General features: G+C 58.0%; 22 protein-coding genes. All 22 read right to left on the bottom strand.

What is annotated here, in order from left to right; genetic code table 11:
- Position 1: 1 nt before the first annotated feature.
- Positions 2-607, bottom strand: coding sequence for a TIGR03936 family radical SAM-associated protein (locus BED41_RS05960; protein ID WP_066744056.1), 606 nt, complete (start codon positions 605-607; stop codon positions 2-4).
- Positions 594-2,381, bottom strand: coding sequence for a TIGR03960 family B12-binding radical SAM protein (locus BED41_RS05955; RefSeq protein WP_066744054.1), 1,788 nt, complete (start codon positions 2,379-2,381; stop codon positions 594-596). Before BED41_RS05955 ends, BED41_RS05960 begins: the two co-directional genes overlap by 14 nt.
- A gap of 85 nt (positions 2,382-2,466) precedes the next feature.
- Positions 2,467-3,588 carry a rod shape-determining protein RodA gene (gene rodA / locus BED41_RS05950; RefSeq protein ID WP_066744053.1) on the bottom strand — a complete coding sequence of 374 codons (1,122 nt, stop codon included), beginning with the start codon at positions 3,586-3,588 and terminating at the stop codon, positions 2,467-2,469.
- A 34-nt stretch (positions 3,589-3,622) separates the two neighbouring features.
- Positions 3,623-3,913 carry a cell division topological specificity factor MinE gene (minE, locus tag BED41_RS05945; RefSeq protein ID WP_066744028.1) on the bottom strand — a complete coding sequence of 97 codons (291 nt, stop codon included), beginning with the start codon at positions 3,911-3,913 and terminating at the stop codon, positions 3,623-3,625.
- Positions 3,914-3,922: 9 nt separating this feature from the next.
- Positions 3,923-4,723, bottom strand: coding sequence for a septum site-determining protein MinD (gene minD, locus BED41_RS05940; protein ID WP_157102279.1), 801 nt, complete (start codon positions 4,721-4,723; stop codon positions 3,923-3,925).
- Between the two features lie 14 nt (positions 4,724-4,737).
- Positions 4,738-5,424 (bottom strand): septum site-determining protein MinC, encoded by a 687-nt coding sequence (locus BED41_RS16760; protein ID WP_066744024.1) that lies wholly within the window; start codon positions 5,422-5,424, stop codon positions 4,738-4,740.
- A gap of 63 nt (positions 5,425-5,487) precedes the next feature.
- Complete coding sequence (gene mrdA, locus BED41_RS05930) at positions 5,488-7,284, bottom strand: penicillin-binding protein 2 (protein ID WP_066744023.1); 1,797 nt, start codon at positions 7,282-7,284, stop codon at positions 5,488-5,490.
- Entirely contained in the window at positions 7,277-7,744 is a 468-nt protein-coding gene (locus tag BED41_RS05925; protein ID WP_066744022.1) for a hypothetical protein, read from the bottom strand. The genes mrdA and BED41_RS05925 overlap by 8 nt, the downstream gene beginning before the upstream one ends.
- The gene (locus tag BED41_RS05920; RefSeq protein WP_066744020.1) at positions 7,741-8,526 is read right to left on the bottom strand and encodes a rod shape-determining protein MreC; all 786 of its coding nucleotides are present in this window, start codon (positions 8,524-8,526) and stop codon (positions 7,741-7,743) included. The genes BED41_RS05925 and BED41_RS05920 overlap by 4 nt, the downstream gene beginning before the upstream one ends.
- A 16-nt stretch (positions 8,527-8,542) precedes the next feature.
- Positions 8,543-9,598, bottom strand: coding sequence for a rod shape-determining protein (locus BED41_RS05915; protein ID WP_066744018.1), 1,056 nt, complete (start codon positions 9,596-9,598; stop codon positions 8,543-8,545).
- 40 nt (positions 9,599-9,638) lie between these two features.
- Complete coding sequence (locus BED41_RS05910) at positions 9,639-10,337, bottom strand: JAB domain-containing protein (RefSeq protein ID WP_066744016.1); 699 nt, start codon at positions 10,335-10,337, stop codon at positions 9,639-9,641.
- Positions 10,338-10,345: 8 nt separating this feature from the next.
- A complete protein-coding gene (locus BED41_RS05905) occupies positions 10,346-10,975 on the bottom strand; it encodes an MBL fold metallo-hydrolase (RefSeq protein WP_066744014.1) in 630 nt (209 codons plus the stop codon).
- 5 nt (positions 10,976-10,980) lie between these two features.
- Positions 10,981-11,424 (bottom strand): D-aminoacyl-tRNA deacylase, encoded by a 444-nt coding sequence (gene dtd, locus BED41_RS05900; RefSeq protein WP_066744012.1) that lies wholly within the window; start codon positions 11,422-11,424, stop codon positions 10,981-10,983.
- A gap of 8 nt (positions 11,425-11,432) precedes the next feature.
- A complete protein-coding gene (locus BED41_RS05895) occupies positions 11,433-13,787 on the bottom strand; it encodes a RelA/SpoT family protein (RefSeq protein ID WP_157102278.1) in 2,355 nt (784 codons plus the stop codon).
- Between the two features lie 23 nt (positions 13,788-13,810).
- The gene (locus BED41_RS05890) at positions 13,811-15,364 is read right to left on the bottom strand and encodes a single-stranded-DNA-specific exonuclease RecJ (protein WP_168160237.1); all 1,554 of its coding nucleotides are present in this window, start codon (positions 15,362-15,364) and stop codon (positions 13,811-13,813) included.
- Positions 15,365-15,478: 114 nt separating this feature from the next.
- Positions 15,479-15,835: a LapA family protein gene (locus BED41_RS05885; RefSeq protein ID WP_066744008.1), complete on the bottom strand. Its 357-nt coding sequence runs from the start codon at positions 15,833-15,835 to the stop codon at positions 15,479-15,481.
- 137 nt (positions 15,836-15,972) lie between these two features.
- Positions 15,973-16,854: a protein translocase subunit SecF gene (gene secF / locus BED41_RS05880; protein WP_066744006.1), complete on the bottom strand. Its 882-nt coding sequence runs from the start codon at positions 16,852-16,854 to the stop codon at positions 15,973-15,975.
- Between the two features lie 17 nt (positions 16,855-16,871).
- Entirely contained in the window at positions 16,872-18,254 is a 1,383-nt protein-coding gene (secD, locus tag BED41_RS05875) for a protein translocase subunit SecD (RefSeq protein ID WP_066744004.1), read from the bottom strand.
- Between the two features lie 88 nt (positions 18,255-18,342).
- Positions 18,343-18,801, bottom strand: a complete 459-nt coding sequence (yajC, locus tag BED41_RS16920; protein WP_084002280.1) for a preprotein translocase subunit YajC — start codon at positions 18,799-18,801, stop codon at positions 18,343-18,345.
- Between the two features lie 135 nt (positions 18,802-18,936).
- Positions 18,937-19,569, bottom strand: a complete 633-nt coding sequence (locus tag BED41_RS05865; protein ID WP_066744002.1) for a redox-sensing transcriptional repressor Rex — start codon at positions 19,567-19,569, stop codon at positions 18,937-18,939.
- Positions 19,570-19,582: 13 nt separating this feature from the next.
- Positions 19,583-20,860: a phosphopyruvate hydratase gene (gene eno, locus BED41_RS05860; RefSeq protein ID WP_066744000.1), complete on the bottom strand. Its 1,278-nt coding sequence runs from the start codon at positions 20,858-20,860 to the stop codon at positions 19,583-19,585.
- Between the two features lie 41 nt (positions 20,861-20,901).
- A complete protein-coding gene (locus BED41_RS05855; protein WP_066749012.1) occupies positions 20,902-21,174 on the bottom strand; it encodes an RNA-binding S4 domain-containing protein in 273 nt (90 codons plus the stop codon).
- Positions 21,175-21,212 lie beyond the last annotated feature (38 nt).

Here is a 21,212-nt window from a genome sequence, read left to right as displayed (position 1 = left end):
ATTAAATAAGCGGAAGAACAGCGCCGGCTTCGGCGTTCCATTTGCCGACGGTGAGGCGTTCCATGCGCAGATCCTGCCAGCCGGAGACAACCCCCGCCGCGGCAAGCGCTTTGACGAGCAGACCGGCGCCGCAGTGTTCGAGGTCGCCAACCGTCAGCGTCACCGTGCCCTCCGCGAAGGAACAGGCAAAGAGCGCGTTCAGCCGCGCGGCCTCGTCGGACAGTACCTGCGCCGCCCGCCCGTCAAGGGGCGCGCCTTCGCCGGATATCCGGTAGACCGCCGCGTCGATCAGCTTTGCCAGGTTTAACCCATCCTCAACTTCCGCATATTTCAATATTTTTAACCCCTCGGGGAGCATCGCACTCCACCGGAGGAAAGATTCCTCGTCCCATTTTTCAAACCAGAAGTCCGCCGGCTCCGCCAGCCCCTCCACTCCGATAGCGAGCGGCGAGGCGAGGCTTATCCGCGGGTGCGGCGAAAAACCTTGGGTGAACTCCTGCGTCAGCCCGGCGCGGCGCGCCGCGCGGGAAAAGACCACAGGCAGGTCCATGTGGTTAACAAAGGTGAAGAGTCCCCGCTTTTCAAAGATAATCCTAATTCTCGACATGGGGACACCCCTTCGCCTTCGTGCGGCCCTGCCAGCCGCAGCCGTTACAGCCGCCGCGGCAGTCGCCGGTAGTCACCGCAGCGAGCGCCTTTTCGCGTTCGCGCAGCAGAAAATCTTTCGTCACGCCGCAGTCAATGTGATCCCACGGCAGTTTATCATCCACTCCGCGCGCGGCCGTGTAACCGGCCGCGTCTATCCCCAGGTCGGCAAAGACCGCCGTCCAGAGGTCGAAGTTGAAGTATTCCGTCCAGCCGTCAAAGCGCGCTCCGCGCCGCCAGGCCTCCTCGACCGCCGCCGCGAGGCGGGAGTCGCCGCGCGCGAAGACGCCCTCAAGAAAGGTCTGTTCCGGCTCATGGTAGGAAAGGGAGACCTTTCTGTTTTTCAGAGAACTCTTGAGTCCGCGGCCGCGCTCGCGCAGCTCGGCGATGGAGGCCTGCGCCTCCCACTGGAACGGCGTGTGCGCCTTCGGCACGAATCCCGCGACAGAGGCGTTGACGTCGCCGCGCCGCTTGTGGCGTTTAGCGATCGAGACCGCGCGGTTACAGATATCCAGAATGCCCGCAAGGTCTTCCGCCGTTTCGGTCGGCAGCCCCATCATAAAGTATAGCTTGACCCTGTCCCAGCCGTGGGAGAATGTCTCGTCCAACGCCGCCTCGATCGCTTCGTCCGTGACGCCTTTGTTGATGACATCGCGGAGACGCTGCGTTCCCGCCTCGGGGGCGAAGGTGAGGCCGCCCTTCCTCATCGACTCCAGCCCCGCCGCGAGGTTCACGGAGAAGGCGTCGACACGCAGGCTGGGCAGGGAGAGCTTTATCTGGTTGTCCGCAAGCATCGGGGCGAATTTTTCCATCGCCTCCGGCAGTCCGTTCCAGTCGCAGGTGGCAAGGGACAAAAGCCCGACCTCCTCCCACCCCGTCGAGGCAAGCAGCCCCTTGACCTGTTCGCAGACGGATTCGGCGCTGCGCTCCCGCAGCGGGCGGTCGATGATCCCCGCCTGGCAGAAGCGGCAGCCGCGCGTGCAGCCCTTAAATACCTGTACGGCGACCCGATCGTGGACAATACCGGTATTCGGCACGATCATCGAGGTGTGGTAAAAGGCGCCGTCAAGGTCTTCGGCGATCCGCCGGCGAATCTTTTTGCTTCCGTCGTACAGCGCCGGCACATAGACGCCCTCGATGGCGGCCAGCGCCGCGAGCTTCTCAGCCCGTTTGGCGCCCTTGAGCCCGTGGAGACATTTCAGCACCTCCGGGATGAGCACCTCGCCGTCCCCCACCATAAAGGCGTCGATAAAGGGGGCGACCGGCTCCGGCGCAAGCGCGCCGATACCGCCGGCGAGGATGAGCGGATGCTCTTCCCCGCGCTCCGAGGAGCGGAACGGTATTCCCGCGAGATCGAGGATCGTCAAGATATTCGTGTATGAAAGCTCGTACTGCAGCGTGAAGCCTACAGCGTCAAAATCGGTGAGAGGACGTTTGCTCTCAAGCGCCCAAATCGGCGTGCCGGAATCCCGCATCGCCGCCTCCATATCCGGCCATGGCGTGTAGACGCGCTCCGCGTCGGCATAGGGCAGCGATTTCGTCAGCGGGTAGAGTATCTGAAAGCCGAGATAGCTCATTCCCACCTCATAGAGGTCGGGAAAGGCGTAACAGATACGCACAAGGTCCTCTCCCTCTTTGACAGGGCCGCTTCCCCATTCGCCGCCGATATAACGGGACGGGCGCTTAACAGAGGAGAGCAGCCGGCGAAGCCGCCCCTCTTCAATAGCTCCTTGCATATAATTTCCTCCTAAAATCTTTTATACGAAATCCGCCCGCCCGTACGCCAATAGGCCGCGTACGGTCCGGCGGAGCATACCCAGGTTAAAATCTATCTTTGCGCGCGACGATGTTCGCGCTCTGGACCAGAGCGAGCCCCAGCGATATCACAAGCAGAGAGCTGCCTCCGTAACTGAAGAGCGGCAGCGGCAGCCCCGTCACCGGCGCAAGCCCCATGCTCATCGCCACGCTCTCCATGATCTGAAACCACAGCCACGCCGCAATCGCGGCGCACATCAGCTTCGCCTGCAAATCCTTCGTGTACTGCGAAACATTCAGAATGCGCCACAGCAGAACCGCGAAGAACAGCAGCACGACGGCGCATCCGATAAAGCCAAACTCCTCCGAGAAGACACTGAAGATAAAGTCGGTGTGCGGCTCCGGCAGGAAGTGAAGCTTACCCTGCGTGCCGTGCATGAAGCCCTTGCCGTAAAGGCCCCCCGAACCGACCGCGATGCGCGATTGTATAACATTATACCCCGAACCCTGCGGATCGATCGTCGGATCGAGGAAAACCAACAGACGCATTCTCTGATAAGGCTTCAAAATCATCCACCCCAGCGGCAGCATCGCCACACCTACCCCCGCCATCGAAGTAAGGATCTTCACGGGCGTACCCGCCGCGATGAATACGGCTATCAGCATCACGGCATAAACCAGGGAGCTGCCCAGATCCGGCTGCAGCATTATCGGCACAATGGCGGCCCCCGCGACAAGCACGGCGGCGCCGATCCCGCGACTGTTGTTGGGAGGCAGCGCCGAACATATCCTCGCAAGCACGAGCGCGAAAATTACCTTGCCTAGCTCCGAGGGCTGAAAACGGAAGAATCCGAAGTTGAACCACCGCTGCGACCCCTTCGCGGTATGACCCACGACAAGCAGCGCCACAAAGATTATCACGATGCAGACGAAGAGAGGGCCGGCGTATTTAAGAAAATTCCTGTAATCCGCTTTGAGTACCGCCAGATAGACGACAGCGCTCATCGCGCCCCAGACCAGCTGTCTTATTACGAAGCCCGAAACGGAGGCGTCGCCCTTCGCGAACGAGGCGCTTGCGCTGTAGATCGCGGCAAGGCCGAAGCAGAAGAGGACAAGAGTGACGATGATCATTACCCAGTCCGTGTAGGAGCGGATGTCGCTCCAGCTTGTGGAAAATTTTTCAGCCATCGTTAATATGCGCCAAGCTTGACGGCGAAGGCCATTACTCCTCCGTCTTCTTTCTGCCCCTGACGGGCCGCTGCATGTTTTTCAGCGGTATGCTCGCCAGCAGCGCCACCGAGCGGTCTTCCCTGTTAAGGTCGAGCTCGATTCCCTTCTCGTCGATATCGAGATACTTCTTGATCGTATTTATAAGATCGGCACGCAGCGCCGTGAGTATCTCCGGCGAGATATCGTTCCTGTCATGGATAAGCACCAGCTGCAGCCGCTCCTTCGCCACTGAGCTGCTCTTCTGAGAGCCGAAAAGGCTGCTGATACAATCAAATATTCTCATACGGATCACCTAACCCTTGGAAAACAGTCTGCGCAGCGAGGCGAATATTCCGCCCTCTTCCTTCGAAAGGTCCATAAAGGGGACCTCTTCGCCGCATAGCCGCTTAGAGATATTTTTGTAGGCTTCGCCCGCCTTTGTACCGCCGGAGAAGATGAGCGGCTCGCCGCGGTTGGCCGAAATGACGATCGATTCGTCGTCGGGGATCATGCCGACAAGATCCACTGCGAGGATGTCAAGCACATCCTGAACGCTCAGCATCTCGCCGCGTTTGACCATATCGGGGCGGATACGGTTTACGATCAGCTGGATGGGAGCCTTGTCCATCGACTCGAGCAGGCCGATGATGCGGTCCGCGTCACGCACCGCAGAAACCTCCGGCGTCGTGACGACGAGCGCCTCGGTGGCCCCGGCCGCCGCGTTGCGGAACCCCGACTCAATGCCGGCGGGGCTGTCGATGAGTATAAAGTCGAAATCCGGGCTCAGGTCGCCGCAAAGTTTTTCCATCTGCTCCGCCGAGACGGCGTCCTTCGTCTTGGACTGCGCGGTCGGTATCATGTAAAGGTTTTCCAGCCGTTTGTCGCGTATAAGCGCCTGGTTGAGCCGGCAGTTGCCCTCGATGACGTCTATAAGCGTATAGACGATGCGGTTTTCAAGGCCCATGATAACGTCGAGATTTCTCAATCCGACATCTCCGTCGATGGCCACAACCCTATACCCCTCGGAAGCGAGAGCCGCCGCTAAATTTGCCGTGGTCGTCGTCTTTCCGACGCCGCCCTTACCTGAAGTAATTACGATTATTCTGCACCCCAAAACTGCATCCTCCTTTATAGTACCGGCCATGGAGCCACCAGTACCTCGTTTTCCAATATCCTGATCGTGACCGGTTTACCCCAGAAGAGGGAATCCCTGTCGATGATACCTACCTTTGTACCGATGCGCACCTGCCCGGCCTCCAGCGAGCGGGTGACCACCGTCATCTCGTCGCTGCCGCCGCATCCCGCGTGCACAAGACCGTTGAGACGTCCGATCACCGTGACGTTGCCCTTCGCTGTGACCTCAGCCCCCTGGTTTACGTTGCCGATTATCACCACGTCTCCGGCGTGGCCGATGTTCTGGCCGCCGCGAAGCGTGCCGAAATAGACGAAGCCAGGATAGATGCCGTCGCCGGCCTCCTCCCGCCGCGCCTCTTTTTTCTCCGGCCGCTCTGCCGTGTATTCGCCCGCCGAAGTCCGGAACCCCATCCTTTCAAGGTATTCCCTGGACTGCGGGTCGGAGACCGACCAGAGAGTGACGGCGCAGCCGCTCGGCTCGATAAAAGTTTTCCAAATCTTCAGCAGCAGCGCCGGCGAGAAACGGCGCGTCTGAAGGTCTATCTCTATTTCGCTGCCGGCAAGCAGATGGCTCCCCGTGGAAAGCAGCGAACTAAAACCCTCGAACATCTGACGCTCGCTCATATCGGCGGGAACGACGCATTTTAGAGACCCCGCCTGTCTGCCCTTTAACTGAATCATCTTCCAGCACCCCTAATAAACAAACTAAGTTCGATAAAGAAAATCATCAATCCCATATCTCCCTTATGTTCCCGTCTGCGCAGCAGGAGTCTTTGCCTCTTCCGCCGGTTTGGGTTCGGTATATTTTTTGCCGTTTATGAGAAAATTGAGCATCTTCCCTACGATCGGGCCGGTGACCGCAGCGCCGCCCTTGCCGGCCTCCGCGATCGCGACGACCGCGTATTTAGGATTATCCGCGGGAGCGTATCCGACAAACCAGGCGTGGTCGTCGCCGTGCGAATTCTGCGCCGTGCCGGTCTTTCCCGCGACCTTGACCCCGAAGGAGCTGGCCCGCCTTCCCGTACCGCTCCTTGTGACCTCCTGTACACCCGACTGTATCAATTTTAACACTTCGGGTGAAATATCCAGGGGAACGCTCTCAACCGCTGACGCGGTGTTGAGCCTGGGCTTTAAAAGTTTACCACCATTTGCCAGCGCCGCGTAGGCCCTTAATACCTGGAGCGGCGTCATCAGCACATATCCCTGCCCGATCGAATAGTTTACGGTATCGCCGCCGTACCAGTTTTCCTTGATACGCTTCTTCTTCCACTCCGGCCCCGCGAGCGTCCCAGAGACCTCTCCCGTGAGATCGATCCCCGTCTTCTGACCAACGCCGAACTTCGCGGCCGTCTTTATCAGCCGGTCGATCCCCATCTGGTTCGAAAGCTGGTAAAAATAGACGTCGCAGGAATCGCGGAGGGCGTTTATGATATTTTCACGCCCGTGGCCGCTGTGCTTCCAGCAGCGAAAGCGCCGGTTGCCCAGCTCAAAATAGCCGGGGCAGTTAACCGTCGTGTTTTTATTCGCCACCCTGCTCTCGAGTATTGCCGAGCCGGTGACTATCTTAAAGGTCGAGGCCGGCGGGTAGGCGCCGGAGATCGCGCGGTTCATCATCGGTCTCTCGTTATGGTCCGTGAGCGCGGCCCACTCGCTGTTCGTAATGCCCCAGGTAAGCGGATTGGGATCATAGGAGGGAGAGGAATAGAGGCAGCGTATGCCGCCGTCGTTGATATCCATCGCGATTATCGTGCCGCGAAATTTGCCGATCAGCTCCGACGCGTACCGTTGGGCGGCAAGGTCGATCGTCAGCGTCATATCGCCGCCCTTCGCCGATTTCACGTAACTGATGTTGCGCAGCTTCCGGCCGCGCGAATCGACCTCGATCACCTCTTCGCCGGCGGCTCCGCGCAAGGTATCCTCGTACTCGCCCTCAATACCGTTTTTGCCGATCATATCGCCGCCGCGATAGACATCGGCGTCCTTCGTCTCAAGCTCCTCCTTCGTGATCTCCGCCACATAGCCGATGACGTGCGCGGCATACTGCGCCGCGGGATAGGTGCGCCGCCATACTGGGGTCGGAAAGAGGACCTTTTTAAAGTCTTTGTCCATTATCATCTCCGCGACCTGCGCAAAGGTGAGGTTCGTCGCGACGGTTATCGCGCGGTATGGAGCGGAGTATTGCTTTGCAACAAGCTCTTTGAACTTATCCTCCGTCATTGGAATACCGCTGCGAACCAGAAGGGCCGTTACGGACTTTACATTTTCCTCCCGCTGTAGGTCGATGGGATAGCCGTTGATGTTAAAGGTGCGGACGTTGACCGCGAGCGGCGCGCCGTTTATGTCAATGATGCTGCCGCGCGGCGGGAGGATGCGCAGAATGCGCAGCCGGTTCTGCGAGGCAAGTTTGACATAGGTGTCGCCCTGCACGACCTGAAAGAAAAAGAGCCCCGTAACGAGCAGCATGAAAGAGACGAATACCGCCGCCTGCAGGAAGCGCATGCGGCGCATGATATCAAACTTTGAATACTGAGTACTAACCATTCCGTCCCGATACCTTCCAGAAGAGCCACGAGAAGAAAACGATCGCCGGTACCGCCATCAGCTGCTGGACTATGAACTGCCGCATCATCGTCTGGCTGGGTATGGTCCAGAAGAAAAAGTGTATCCCCGCATACAGCAGCTCACAGCCTATTGACATTATCGTAAATGTGCCCAGCGTGCGCCCCTGTACCGGCGTCTTCTGCCAGAGGAAACAGGCGAGGCCGATGACGCCGCCGCCGATCGCCGCCGTGAGCCCCGGAAGATTGGTCCAGCGCAGATCCCAGATCAAACCGCCGATAAAGGCGGCCCATACGAGTTTCGTCTGCCGCTCTTTTGTGGTATCCGGCAGCAGCGCCATAAAGAGCGCCGTCAGCAGGAAAACGTCAGGCACCATGCAGATGCCCATCAGCAGCAGCTGCACGAAGTCCTGCAAAAGCCAGATGACCAGGAGCAGCGTCATTTCTGCGCCCCCCTGCCGGTAAAGACCTCCACATTATAGAGCTGTGTCAGATGCGCACCGGCGCTGAGGCTCATCTCCGTATAGCCTTCCCTGTTTTCGTCTATGTCGATTATCGTCCCGATCGGCAGCCCCGGCGGTATGAGGTCGCTCATCAGCGAGGTAGATATGGTCATGCCCTGTTTGAGTTTGCGCTCCTCAGGTATATAGAGCAGCTTGAGATGTCCGAAGTCGTCTCCGTTGACCACTCCGAGGTCGCGCGTCTGGTCCACAGCCGCCGCAAGCAGGAACGACGAGGAGGTGATAAGCTCGACCCAGGCATAGTCACTGCCAACCCTCGTGACACGGCCGACAAGATATCCCTCCGAGGTGACGGCCGCCTTTTCGACGACGCCGTCGCGTGAGCCCTTGTCAATGCGGAACTCCTGCCACCAATCCTGCGGATAGCGCAGCGTGACGAGAGCGCGGACATAGGACTCTTTCGGCGCAGGCACCTTTATCGCCGCCCGCTGGAGAGCCTCCGTGAGGGCCTGATTCTTAAGTTCCAGCCGTTCCACGCGTTCATTGAGGCTCGCGCGCTCAAGCACCCAGTTACCGCTGAGCTGCACAAGGTTGCGCACATAGAGCACCGGTTTCTCCGGATATGTGAGCGCCGCGTTCACCCACTCGACGGCGCTGTATTTCGCGGCTGGCACCGCGGTCATTAAAAGCAGGACCGCCACCCCGGCAAGTACGGAGATCAATCCGCTGAGCCAGGGACGGCTTTCTCTGCCAAGCAGCTGCATCTATTGATTCCGCCCCTTAAACGCCCTGTTTCTCGACCGTGATCGAGAGCCTGTTTTTATCCTGCGGCATCTCGAGTATCTTCCCGAGGCCGAGGGCCACGGAGTAGACGGGCTGCTCCGCGATATGTATCGGCACGTTCAGCGCGTCGGCGAAGCGGATGTTGAGGCCGCGAAGGTTGGCCGTGCCGCCGGAGAGGACGATGCCCTGATCTACGATGTCGCGGACGAGCTCTGGCGGCGTGCGCTCGATGGTCGAGCGTATCGTCTCCTCGATCTGCGTTACGATTGGTTCGATCGCCTCGCGGACCTCCTCGGAGCAGATGCTTACCACCTTCGGCAGTCCGTCAACAAGGTCGCGTCCCTTGACATCCATCTTGAGCTCCTGCTCCAGCGGAATGACGGAGCCGATCGCGATCTTTATCTCCTCCGCCGTACTCTCGCCGATCGCCAAGGTGTAGTTCTGCCGCAGCATCGAGATGATCGCCTCGTCAAGGGCGTCCCCCGCCACTCTGACCGACTGGTTGATGACGATACCGCCCAAAGACAGCACCGCCACCTCGCAGGTCCCGCCGCCCATATTGACTACCATGTTGCCCTGCGCCTCGTCGATCGGCAGGCCAATGCCCACCGCCGCGGCGAGCGGCTCCTCCACGACAAAGGCCTCCTTGGCCCCCGCCGCGAGCGTAACTTCAACGACGGCGCGCTTTTCCACCTCGGTGACGCTCGCCGGCACACAGACGGCGACGCGCGGATGTGAGAAGAGGCCGCTTGAGGCCGTCGCCTGTGACATGTAGTGGCGTATCATATGCTGCGTCATCTCAAAGTCGGCGATGACGCCGTGCGAGAGGGGGCGGACAGTCGTGATCCCCTGCGGCGTGCGCCCCACCATCTTTTTCGCAGCGGCGCCGAAGGCGATTATCTCTTTCTGTCCCTTGCGGCCAAGGTTGCGCACCGCGATAACTGAGGGTTCGTTGATGACGACCCCCTTTGATTTGACATATATGACCGTATTTACCGTCCCAATATCTATACCTATCTCGTGGTTGAAGAGGTTGGGTCTGAAACTGAACAAAACGAGCCCCCGCTTTCGATTGACTTTTCTGATTTAGTCCTCAAATTTTATCCGCCGCGGCCTCCAGGCCGTTCACCGGCAATGGCTCTCCCTTGACGGGAAAGAGGCCGCCGGCGGCGGCGATATAGTGCCCCTTGAGCTGCATTCCCAGAAAGCGCAGCCCCTGTTCTATATGTTCGGTGAGCGCGATATCTTCGCGGCTCGGCCTCTGGCAGCCGTCGGGGTGGTTGTGCAGTACAATGACCTTCGCCGCCGTGACCCTCACCGCCTGCCGGAAGAAGACCGGCAGATCCAGGTAGGCGCCGGAGATGCCGCCATAGGAGAGCACGGATTCCCCCAGCACACGATCCTTCGCGTTGAGAAAAAAGGCGAAGATGCACTCTCTCTCCATATATTTTGTCTCCAACGCCTTCGAGAGCAGCACGCGCCGCCAGCTCGCGCTTTCGGCGCTTTTCATGAGTACCATGCGCTTGCCCAGCTCGATCGCCGCGGCGAGAGAGGCGACCTTAGCCTCTTTGAGCCCCTTTTCCTGCATCAGCTCCGCCGTGGAGGCCCGCGCCAGCCCCTCCAAGCCGCCCATCCGCTTCAGCAGGCTCTGCGAGAGGGCCGCCACATCCTCGCCCTTCCGTCCGGTCCTCAGGAGAATCGCAAGGAGCTCGGCGAGGGAGAGCGACTCCGGGCCGTATTTAATAAGTTTTTCCCGTGGCCGTTCGCAGTGCGGAAGCTGCGAGAAATCCATTCCGGGACCTATCTGGGCCAGTAGGGATTATACTGTTTTTCCGCCCCGATCGTCGTTTCGGGACCGTGTCCCGGAAATACTCTCAGCTTATCGGGCAGTCCGTCCAGCTTTTTCAGCGATTCGATAAGGACGTCCTCGTTGCCGCCGGGGAGGTCGCTCCTGCCGATTGAACGGGCAAAGAGGGTGTCGCCGGAGATCAGTATCTGCTCTTCGCCGTCCGTTACCACGATACAGATTCCGCCGGGCGTGTGGCCGGGGGTATGGATGACGTCGAGCGTCATCTTGCCGACCTTCAGCCGGTCGCCGTCGTTAAGCAGCTTCTCCGCGGATGGAAGCTCCAGCGCGTCGCCCATGTAGGTCGAGAGGTTTTTGCTCGCGCTCGTCAGACACTCGGCATCCTCGCTTTGGATGGCGACGCCGTTCTCCGAGAGGTTGCGCAGATCGGCGATGCCGCCGATGTGGTCGCTGTGGCCGTGAGTGAGGATTATCCAGTGCACCCGTATGTCCTGGCTGCGGATAAAGTCCTCCACCTCCTTGGCGGGACCGCCCGGATCAATGACGAAGCCGTCGCCGGAATCATCCCAGATCAGATAGCAGTTCGTCCATAGTGTCCCCAGCGGAAACCTTTTAATATTCATTCATCTCACTCCTTGGTATCTATCATCAGGGTAACAGGCCCGTCGTTCTGTATATCCACCGCCATGTGTGCCTGAAACTGGCCGTGGGCGACAGGGATACCCTCTTTTTTAACCGCGTCGATAAATTTCAGATACATCTCGTTGGCAAACTCAGGCGCCGCAGCCTTCGCCCACGAGGGGCGGCGGCCCTTTTTACACTCTCCGCAGAGGGTAAATTGGGAAATTACTAATATCTCCCCCCGCACATCGGAGACTGAAAGATTCATTTTACCATCTTCATCGTCAAAGATGCGAAGATTTACAATTTTTTCAGCCAGCCAGTCTATGTCCCTCTGCGTATCTTCCGGGATCACGCCCAGCAGCACCGTAATGCCGCGGCCGATCTCGCCGACGGTGACGCCGTTCACTGATACTTTAGAGGAAGAGACTCTCTGTAAAAGCGCCTTCATGTATTTCTTTACCCCCTGGTTATTTCCAATATTCCCGAGATATTATTGAGCTTCGCGATGATACGGTAAAGGTGCTCAAGATCCTTCACCTGCAGATCCGCCACCACGCGCGTGCGGCTGTTGTTGACGACGCTGGCCTTAACGTTGGTTATCAGCCCGTCCATCAGCGCGATCGCCTGGACGATTTCTGCGAGAAGCGACTGTTTCTCCACCCCTTCGACCTTTATGCGCGCCGTATAGCGCGTGTCCTTCGGCTTGCCCCACGACACCGCCACCTGCTTGGCCGTATCCGACTTTTCTATGTTCACGCAGTCTTTACGGTGTACGGAGATGCCGCGGCTCTGCGTGACGACGCCGACTATCGGGTCGCCCGGTATCGGACGGCAGCACTGAGCAAGAGTCACGAGCACTCCCTGGGCTCCCTCAACCACGATCTCGGAGTCCGCCTCCTTCCGCTGCCGCGGCGCGGGGGTATCGGGAATAGCCTCGGGCTGCAGCTTGGCGCTGTCCGGCGTAATGCGGCCGAGGACGCTCGCGGGGGAATGGCTGCCGGAGCCCACGGCGATTATCAGCTCTTCCAGGCCGGAATATCCAAGCTCGCGCGCAATATGCGAAAGCTGAGAATTTATCGCCTCCAGCGGGTTTTCTACTCCCGGACTGCGGCGGGCCGCCTCTTTTTCAAGCAGTTCGTGGCCGCGCTTGGACTTCTCCTCACGCTCCTGGCGCTCCTGCTGGCGGAACCAGGACTTTATTTTACTGCGGGTTCGGTTTGACTTCGCGATCTTCAGCCAGTCGCGCGAGGGTTTGCCCTGCGGCGAGGTGAGGATACGGACGATGTCTCCGTTGTGGAGCTCCTGGTCCATTGGCGCGATACGCCCGTTTATCATCGTGCCGACGCATTTATGTCCGACCTGCGTGTGCACGGCGTAGGCGAAGTCTATCGAGGTGGAGCCGTTAGGCACCCGCACGACCTTGCCCTTGGGGGTAAATACGAACACGTCGTTAGAGAGCACGTCGGTCTTGAGGTTGTCCAGGAAGAGCGTGCCCTCAGATGTCCCCTCGGCGTTTCCCTCTCCCGCGCCGCCGGAATCTCCCTCGCCGCGCTCTGGCGCCGCGTCGAGCGCCTTGCGTATCCATGTGAGCCCCTTGTCCAGATTGTCTACCTTATGGCCGCCCTCTTTATAATTCCAGTGGGCCGCGATACCGTATTCGGCGAGCAGGTGCATCTCCTTCGTTCGTATCTGCACCTCAAGAGGCTCTCCCTCCGGGCCGACCACCGTCGTATGGAGCGACTGATACATGTTGCTCTTCGGGTTGGCGATATAGTCGTCAAAAAGCCCAGGGATGGGTTTCCAGATCGTATGAACGAGCCCCAGTACCTGATAGCATTCGCCGATCGTCTTCACGACGACGCGAAGCGCGAGCAGGTCGTAGAGCTGTTCAAGAGAGAGGTTCTTGCGGCGCATTTTTTCGTAGATGCTGTAAAAGTGCTTCGGCCTGCCTTTGATGGAGGCCTCTATCTTATCCTCTTTGAGACGCTGTTCAAGGATATCCATCGCCTCTTTGATTATAGCCTCGCGCTCGGGGAGTTTTTTCCGCACCCGGCGTTTGATGTCATAAAACATCTCTGGGTCCAGGATACGGAAGGAAAGGTCCTCAAGTTCGCGCTTTACCTGGTATATTCCGAGACGATGGGCGAGCGGCGCGTATATCTCAAGGGTTTCGCGCGCTATCGAGAGCTGCTTCTCTCTTTTATGGGAGGATATCGTGCGCATATTGTGGAGGCGGTCAGCAAGCTTTATGAGCACCACGCGGATGTCCTTCGCCATGACGACGAACATTTTTCTGAGATTTTCAGACTGATATTCCTCGACCGATTTAAACTGCAGCTTTCCGAGCTTCGTCACACCGTCCACCAGGGTGACGACGCCCTCGCCAAACTTTTCCGCAAGCTGCTGCGGCGTTACCGGGGTGTCCTCAAGCACGTCGTGAAGCAGTGCGGCGACGATCGTCTCCCGGTCTATCTCCATACTCGCAAGTATCGCGGCGACGCTCACCGTGTGGATTATATATGGCTCGCCGGTATGGCGGCGCTGCTTCCCATGCGCCACCGAGGAGAATACGAAGGCTTCTCCTATTATCTTCATATCGTCTTTGGGCAGGTAAAGAGCGGCCTTCGCCCAGAGGTCCTGCCAGGCAAGGCGCAGCGACGCTACGCGCTGCTCCTCGGAGACACGTCCCCAATAGCTCTCCATCAACGCCCGGCTCTCCCGCTCCCCAATGGAGAAACCGCCCATGTTGGCAATCTCCGTCATATGGGCGGATCTTACATTTGCAACCGTACCCTTATTTTCCGTGTTCATACACCACACCACCGCAGCACGAATTATTGCTCCTGGACTACCATCTTTTCAAGTATAAACTGAAGAGAGGTGACGTTCCGCCACGTATCGAGGCGGGGCTTATATACCCAGCCGTCGATGTCCCCGCGGCTGTCAAACATATCGGCGGCGCCAAAGGCCAGAAGCGAGGCCGAACCGAGCTCGACCTTAACATGTTTTCCCGTTTTGCCCAATGGTACCACACGCATCTGCCCCCCGTAAGGGGCGTAAAGCATCGGCGCGGGGTTTTCCATGCCGAAGGGGCCGAGCGCTACCGCCTCGGACCAGGTGTTCATATCCATATTAAGGGGGTTCCAGTAGAGGAGATCCTCCTTTTCGCCGACGACCTTGACCTCGGAGAGCATCGTCTCCATCATGCCGCGCAGTTTGTCCCAGTTCTCGCTCTTCACGCTGAAACCGGCCGCGAGCCGGTGGCCGCCCCAGGTGTTGAGCAGCGGAGCCAGCTTTTTCAGCACACCGACCGCATCACCGCCCGCCGGCATGCGCAGCGTACCGCGCATAATGTCACCCACCGCTGCCACAAGGGCCACCGGCGAATTACGCTCACTGCAGATGCGGCTCGCGACGCTGCTCAGGACCCCCACCGACCAGTCGCTGTTGGTGAGCACATATTTGTATTCGCCCTTTTCGGCGCTGTCGACCTGCTCCAGTATCTTCGACGAGAGCTCGCGGCGTTTGCGATTCAGCGCGATAAGCCTGCCGACATTGCTCGCGAGATTCTTGCTCGGGAAGAGTATATCCACCGCAAGGTCGGCGAGATAGAGCCGCCCCGCCGCGTTGAGGCAGGGAATTATCTTCATCGCGAGGTCTTCGGTGTCTATTGACGATGGGGCGATGCCCAGCTGTTCCATCAGGATATTGAGGCCGGGGCGCGTATGCGTGCGGATCGATTTCAGCCCCTCGCGCACAAGCGCGCGGTTAAGCGAAGAGGCCAAGGAAACGCAGTCGGCGATCGTAGCCAGCGCCACGACGTCAAGCATCCGCATCAGCTGACGTTCGGTAAGCAGTTCGTTCTGCCAGGCCCAACACCAAATGACGCCTGTGGCGCATAGTTTCTTTGCCGCGGCGTCCCCCGATATCTGCGGGTTTATCATCGTATCACAACAAGCCGGCGTCCCCTCGACAAGGTGATGGTCAAAGATGATGACGGGAATGCCGCTTTTCTTTAGTGTATCCACCGCCTCGACGTCCTGCGAGCCGCAGTCGACGACGATCACCAGGTCACAGCCGCGCTTAGCGATCGTCGTCGCGACCTCTTTGTGAAGGCCGTATCCCTGGTTGAAACGGTGCGGAATGAAATAGCGCACATGAGCGCCGCGTACAAGCGCAAGCTCCATCGCGATCGCCGTCGCGGAGATGCCGTCCACATCGTAATCGCCGTAGACAACGACATTTGAGGTTGGTGTGAGACCCCGCACCAACTCCGCCGCTCTATTATTTTCTGCCCCCAAATCAAGCTTCTCCAACAGGCGCGGTAAATGTGGGGAAAGCCAATTTTCCACCTCACGCGGCATCACATCCGCGGTAAGCCCGCGCATCTCCAACAATGACGCCTGCAAAGGTGAACAATTAAATTTCGCCGCTATTTCCGCTGAGACCGCTGACTGGGTAAAGATGTTCAGTGAGTCTTTGGTACAGCGTACGACCAAAGGTTATTCCGCCGTTCCCGCCTCCGGGGCACCGCTGTCCTGTGAGCGGTTCTCCGGCGCTGCCTCGGTCCTGGCAACGAAGGAGTCGAGGATCGTCTTCTTTTCCTGTTCTAAAGCGGCGATCTTTTCATCCTTCTGCTTCAGCTCTTTCTTATACTTTGAGCGCACCTCAAAGACTGAGAAGAGGGAGAAGAACCACATAATGGCCGCCCCTGAAGAGAAGAGCACTACCTCCCACACTCCCTGCGGCAGCGTCCATTCAAAGATAAGGAAGCGGATGGTTACGTCGCCGATATTCTGAAAGGCAAACAGCGCAGAGAGAAACATGGTCAGTACAATCGCGAGTATATAGCTTTTCAAACAAAATCCCTCCAGTCGGCAAAGGGCAATGGCCTTTGCCTGTCTTCATATACGGTTATATGATACAACATAACATAAAAAAAATCTCTCCCCCGCAAGGGGAGAGATTTTTTAAGTATTTGACGTAACTGCCCGCGTTAGTACTTCGGCGAGCGCAGGTACCACTCTACCAGCATAGAGCTTGCGATATAGATCGAGCTGTATGTACCGACGCCGATACCGATGAGGAAGGCGAAGGCGAAATTACTAATAACTTCTCCGCCAAAAAGATACATGGAGATGACCGGCAGCAGCGTCGTCACCGAGGTGTTGATCGTACGCGAAAGGGTCTGGTTTATCGAGGTGTTTACCAGTTCGACGATACCCTTTCCGCGGACTTGTCCCCAGTTCTCACGGATACGGTCGAGCACGACTATCGAGTCGTTCAGCGAGTATCCGGCAACGGTGAGGATCGCCGCGATAAAGGTGACAGAGACCTCTTTGCCGGTAAGGCTGTAAACGCCGAGCATCAGAATTACGTCGTGCATTAGGGATATGACGGCCGCGGCGCCGAAACGGAAGCGGAAGCGAAAGGCCATGTAGATGAGAATGCCGGCAAGGGCAAGCAGCAGCGCGTATGTCGCCTGCGCGCGGAGCTCGCTGCCGACTACGGGGCCGATCTTATCTATACGCAGGACCTTATAGTTTCCCACATCGGTCTTAAGCACGTCGAGCACATCCTTACGGACCTGATCGTCCTGTGCCTGGAAGCGCAGGAGCACGTCCGTGGCGTCAAAGGCCTGTATCGTCGCGTTGCCCTGGTCGATCTTGCTCAGCGCCGAGCGCACCTCAGCAATGTCGACCGGCTTTTCAAATTTGACCTGAAGGACGAGCCCTCCGGTGAAGTCAACGCCGAGATTCAGCCCTTTTGTCATCAGGAGGCCAAACGATGCGAGGATACATACGAGGCTGATGCCTATCAGCATCTTCCGGTACTTCATAAACGGAAAGTTGAGTTTTGAAGCGTCAAATGTAGCCATTTCCTATTGCCTCCTTCTTATAGAGTATGGGTCTTACGCGCCGAGAGGACTATTCCCAACAGCGTCCGCGTGACCACCGTATTGCAGAAGACGGAGGCGACGACGCCTATGCTCAGCGTGACGGCGAAGCCGCGTATCGGGCCGCTTCCGAAGTAGAAGAGTATCGCCGCGGCGATGAGCGTAGTAATGTTCGAGTCCAGGATTACGATGAGCGCCTTGCGGAAGCCGGTGTCAAGGGCCGCCATCATCGTCTTGCCGGAGCGGAACTCCTCTTTCATTCTTTCGTATATAAGAATATTGCCGTCCACCGCCATACCTATCGTAAGGATCATACCTCCGATGCCGGGAAGCGTAAGCGTCGATTTAAGCATAATGAGCGCGGATACGACGAGTAACATCGCTACGGCAAGCGCGATATCGGCGGCGATCCCCAGCAGTCCGTAGTAGACCACCATAAAGATGACGACGAGCGCCGCGCCGATGAGGCCGGATTTGATTCCGTCATGTATTGAGTCCGCTCCAAGGGAGGGGCCGACAGAGCGGTTTTCCAGGACTTCGACAGAGACCGGAAGCGCGCCTGCGCGGAGCATAATGGCAAGCCTGTTGGCCTCCGCGGTAGAGAAGGAGCCGGTGATCTGGGCCTCTCCGCCTGATATACGCTGCTGAACGACCGGCGCGGAGATGACGATGCCGTCGAGCACGATGGCGATCTGTTTGCCGATGTTGGCTGCCGTCGCCTCGTCAAAGAGCTTCGCGCCCTCCGTGTTGAACTTCAGAGAGACCGCCGCCTTGCCGAACTGGTCAAAGTTCGTCTCCGCCTTTGTAAGCTCTCCGCCGCCGACATACTGCTTGCCTAGGAGGTAGGCGCTGCCGTTTTCGCTTCTGGCGACCGCCATATCGGGATTTGATTTGACCGCCTCTTCCATCTGTTTTATGTAAAGGTCAACCTCGTTCTTCGCCGCCGTCCAGCGATCTTCGGCAGTTTTGAACTGCTCGTCGCTGTCATAATTCGCGCGCACGGGCTTCGCCGGCACACGCGGGGATTCTCCAAGTACCTGGCGGAACTGCAGAACGGCGGTGCGGCCGATAAGGTCGAGAGCCGCCTCCGGATCTTCTATCCCGGGAAGGTCTACGGCGATACGGTCTTCGCCCTCGCGCTGGATCACCGGTTCGGCGATGCCGTACTGGTCCACGCGGGAGCGGAGAACGACAAGAAGTCTCTCAAGGCTGTCCGGGGTGAGCGGATTCTCCGGCGTCCCCTTCGCCTGAAGTATGATATGGACGCCGCCTCTAAGGTCAAGGCCAAGGCGTATTTTCCCCTTTACGGGAAATGCCACTGCCGCGGCAATTATGACAACTACAACGACCAGAATAAGCCGCCATTTGTCTCTCTTTAGCATCTACATGCGCCTCCTCACAAAGAAAACGGAGTGGACCCGTTAAAGTTGTCCTCTCCGTAGAAAAACAGAGTAACGTTAAAGGCTGTGCTTACGCCTCTTTCTTAGCTTCCTCATCTTTATCTTCGGCGGCGGCGATGCTCTCTTCGACTACGTCGGCATCGGGATCGCCCTCTACCGCGGCGGCCTCCAGCAAGGGAGCCTCCTCCACCGGTTTGGCCGCTTCGGTCTCCGGCTTATTTTCCTCAGCCAAAGCCTCGGATTTCTTAGACTTCTTTTTCTTAGGCTGTGAGCCTGCCGTGCTGCCGTCGCTCTTTTTCATCGAGATGGAGCTTTTAAGGATACGCGCCTTAACGCCTTCGTCAAGTTCGATGATGTAGCTGTCATCGAGGGTCTCGCGGACTATTCCAAAGAACCCTCCGGCGGTTATCACCGTATCTCCCTTACTGATGCTGGCGAGCATATCTTCATGCGCCTTCTGTTTTTTCTTCTGCGGCCTGATAATCATGAAATAGAATATCGCCGCAAACATTGCGAGAGGTAGCAACATACTTGTTAAACCGCCCTGCTGGCCCAAAGAAATTCCTCCTTACAAAACTTGTTTTTAATTTGTTTCTTCCGCCACAACGGGTATTTTATCATGATATCGCCCGTTGTGACTATATCCATTTTTTCAGATTTGGCGCTAATGCTGTTTTTCCTGTTCCTTGAGAAAGAAGAGAAGCTTCTCAAGTTCGACGAAGATATCCACGCGGTAAAAGAGTATCCTCTCGGGGACGACCACCGTCGCGGGTGTGAAGGCGAGTATTCCCTTCAGTGTCGGCGAGGCGACGGCCTTATCGACGCAGGCCTGCGCCGCCGCGGCCGGTACCGCGAGCAGAAGCACCTCTATGTTCCGCTCCTCCATCACCCTGGCGATGTCGTCCGAATGGAAGCACTCCACCCCCATCACCTTACGGCCGACCTTCTCCGGGTCGACGTCGAAGAGCGCCTCAACGTTGAACTTATAGCTCTGGAAGGCGGTGTGCCCCATCAGCGCGGTGCCAAGGTTTCCCACGCCGGCCAGCGCCACCCGCCATACGCGCGGCGAGGCGAGTATATTCTCAATATGCGCACAGAGACGGTTCACATGGTAACCGACGCCGCGCTTTCCTATTTCGCCGAAGTAGGAGAGATCCTTGCGCACCTGGCTCGCCTTGATGCCGAGCATCTCACCCATTTGAAGCGAGGAGACGACCTTTCGTCCCTCCTCCTTCATCAGCATCAGGAGGCGGTAGTATTGTATGAGCCTCTCTACCGTTGGTTCCGCTACTTTCATATATTGTCCTCCTCTATACCCTGGGAGAGGGTTTTCCCGCAAACTCGGAACGCCCCGCAAGGGCCTCCTCTATGCGTATCAGCCTGTTGTATTTACGGACCCGCTCCATGCCGCGCGGCGCTCCCGCCTTTATCTGTCCGGCTCCCGTCGCCACCGAGAGGTCGGCGATGAAAGAATCGGAGGTCTCGCCGGAGCGGTGGGAAATTATCCGGTTATATCCGGCGCGCAGCGCCATCTCGCAGACATTCAGCGTCTCCGTCAGCGTACCGATCTGGTTCGGCTTAATGAGGACCGCGTTCGCCGCGTGCTTCTCAATACCTATCTTCAGGCGGTCTTTATGTGTCACAAAGAGATCGTCGCCTATAAGCTCGATCTTTTTGCCGAGACGCTCGGTGAGCGAGACCCAGCCCTGCCAGTCATCCTCCGCAAGGCCGTCCTCGATCGAGATAACGGGATATTTCGCGCAGAGATTCTCATACATATCGATAAGCTCACACGCGGTGAAACGGCAGTTGGAGCCGGGGAACTGGTAGGCCCCCTCGACCGCGAACTGGCTTGCAGCCACGTCGAGGCCGATCGAAATATCGCGTCCCGGCTGGTATCCGGCCTCGCTTATCGCGAGCATCAGAGTCTCCAGCACCTCGTCCGGGTCACGGAAATCGCAGGAGAAGCCGCCCTCGTCCCCCGTACCCGTAGGTTTTCCCGTACGCGCGAGGATATCCTTCAGCGCGTGGTATGTCTCGGTTCCCATACGCAGCGACTCTGCGAAGGAGGGCGCTCCGTGCGGGATGATGAGGAACTCCTGTATATTCAGATTGTTGTCGGCATGTACGCCGCCGTTTATGACGTTCATCATCGGCACCGGCATCAGATCGGCGTTGAGCCCTCCCAGATAACGCCAGAGGGGGATCACGAGATCGTTAGCCGCGGCGCGCGCCGCAGCGAGCGAAACGCCGAGGGTCGCGTTCGCACCCAAACGTATTTTATGCAGCGTCCCGTCAAGCTCGATCATCGTATTGTCGACGAGCGCCTGTTCCGTCGGGTCTATCCCTTTAAGCGCGGGAGCGATGACCTCGTTTATATTCTTTACCGCGTCGAGGACGCCGCGGCCACGATATCTTCCGCTGTCCTTATCACGCATCTCAAATGCCTCATAGGTACCGGTGGAAGCTCCGCAGGGCACGCTCGCGCCTCCCATCGTCCCCGAGTCAAGCCTGACCTCGACCTCTACGGTCGGAAAGCCTCTGGAATCCAATATCTCTCTGGCGTGAATACTCTCTATACGTGACAACCTGATTTCCCCTTTCCTCTTTCGGGCTGACTCTTTTATACCTACCACGGCTTCTCGCCGGCGGCGGCCTCTTTCTCCTCTATCACTGTATATGCGGTCGCGTTCCTCTTGAGGGCCGTTTCGTCCGCCGTCAGCACTTTAACCGTCAGAATACGACGCGGATAGGCAATCTCAACAACATCGTCCTCACGAACTTCGGCGGCGGGTTTGCACTGCCTCTTGTTGACACGCACCGCGCCGATCTCCGCCATCTCCTGCGCCACCGTCCGGCGCTTTATCAGGCGCGACAGCTTCAGATATTTATCCAGCCTCAAAATCTCACCCCACTTATACTTCAAAAGTATAATGCTTC

Source organism: Cloacibacillus porcorum, assembly GCF_001701045.1.
Classification (GTDB): domain Bacteria; phylum Synergistota; class Synergistia; order Synergistales; family Synergistaceae; genus Cloacibacillus; species Cloacibacillus porcorum.
The sequence above is the reverse complement of the archived record's forward strand: the minus strand, read 5'-3'. Positions and strand labels throughout refer to the sequence as shown.

Bases quoted from the DNA above. Each gene is read 5' to 3' on its own strand.
- BED41_RS05960 (WP_066744056.1), bottom strand. From the start codon at position 607: ATGTCGAGAATTAGGATTATCTTTGAAAAGCGGGGACTCTTCACCTTT.
- BED41_RS05955 (WP_066744054.1), bottom strand. From the start codon at position 2,381: ATGCAAGGAGCTATTGAAGAGGGGCGGCTTCGCCGGCTGCTCTCCTCT.
- rodA (WP_066744053.1), bottom strand. From the start codon at position 3,588: ATGGCTGAAAAATTTTCCACAAGCTGGAGCGACATCCGCTCCTACACG.
- minE (WP_066744028.1), bottom strand. From the start codon at position 3,913: ATGAGAATATTTGATTGTATCAGCAGCCTTTTCGGCTCTCAGAAGAGC.
- BED41_RS16760 (WP_066744024.1), bottom strand. From the start codon at position 5,424: ATGATTCAGTTAAAGGGCAGACAGGCGGGGTCTCTAAAATGCGTCGTT.
- mrdA (WP_066744023.1), bottom strand. From the start codon at position 7,284: ATGGTTAGTACTCAGTATTCAAAGTTTGATATCATGCGCCGCATGCGC.
- BED41_RS05925 (WP_066744022.1), bottom strand. From the start codon at position 7,744: ATGACGCTGCTCCTGGTCATCTGGCTTTTGCAGGACTTCGTGCAGCTG.
- BED41_RS05920 (WP_066744020.1), bottom strand. From the start codon at position 8,526: ATGCAGCTGCTTGGCAGAGAAAGCCGTCCCTGGCTCAGCGGATTGATC.
- BED41_RS05910 (WP_066744016.1), bottom strand. From the start codon at position 10,337: ATGGATTTCTCGCAGCTTCCGCACTGCGAACGGCCACGGGAAAAACTT.
- BED41_RS05905 (WP_066744014.1), bottom strand. From the start codon at position 10,975: ATGAATATTAAAAGGTTTCCGCTGGGGACACTATGGACGAACTGCTAT.
- dtd (WP_066744012.1), bottom strand. From the start codon at position 11,424: ATGAAGGCGCTTTTACAGAGAGTCTCTTCCTCTAAAGTATCAGTGAAC.
- BED41_RS05895 (WP_157102278.1), bottom strand. From the start codon at position 13,787: ATGAACACGGAAAATAAGGGTACGGTTGCAAATGTAAGATCCGCCCAT.
- BED41_RS05890 (WP_168160237.1), bottom strand. From the start codon at position 15,364: ATGCGCGGGCTTACCGCGGATGTGATGCCGCGTGAGGTGGAAAATTGG.
- secF (WP_066744006.1), bottom strand. From the start codon at position 16,854: ATGGCTACATTTGACGCTTCAAAACTCAACTTTCCGTTTATGAAGTAC.
- secD (WP_066744004.1), bottom strand. From the start codon at position 18,254: ATGCTAAAGAGAGACAAATGGCGGCTTATTCTGGTCGTTGTAGTTGTC.
- yajC (WP_084002280.1), bottom strand. From the start codon at position 18,801: ATGTTGCTACCTCTCGCAATGTTTGCGGCGATATTCTATTTCATGATT.
- BED41_RS05865 (WP_066744002.1), bottom strand. From the start codon at position 19,569: ATGAAAGTAGCGGAACCAACGGTAGAGAGGCTCATACAATACTACCGC.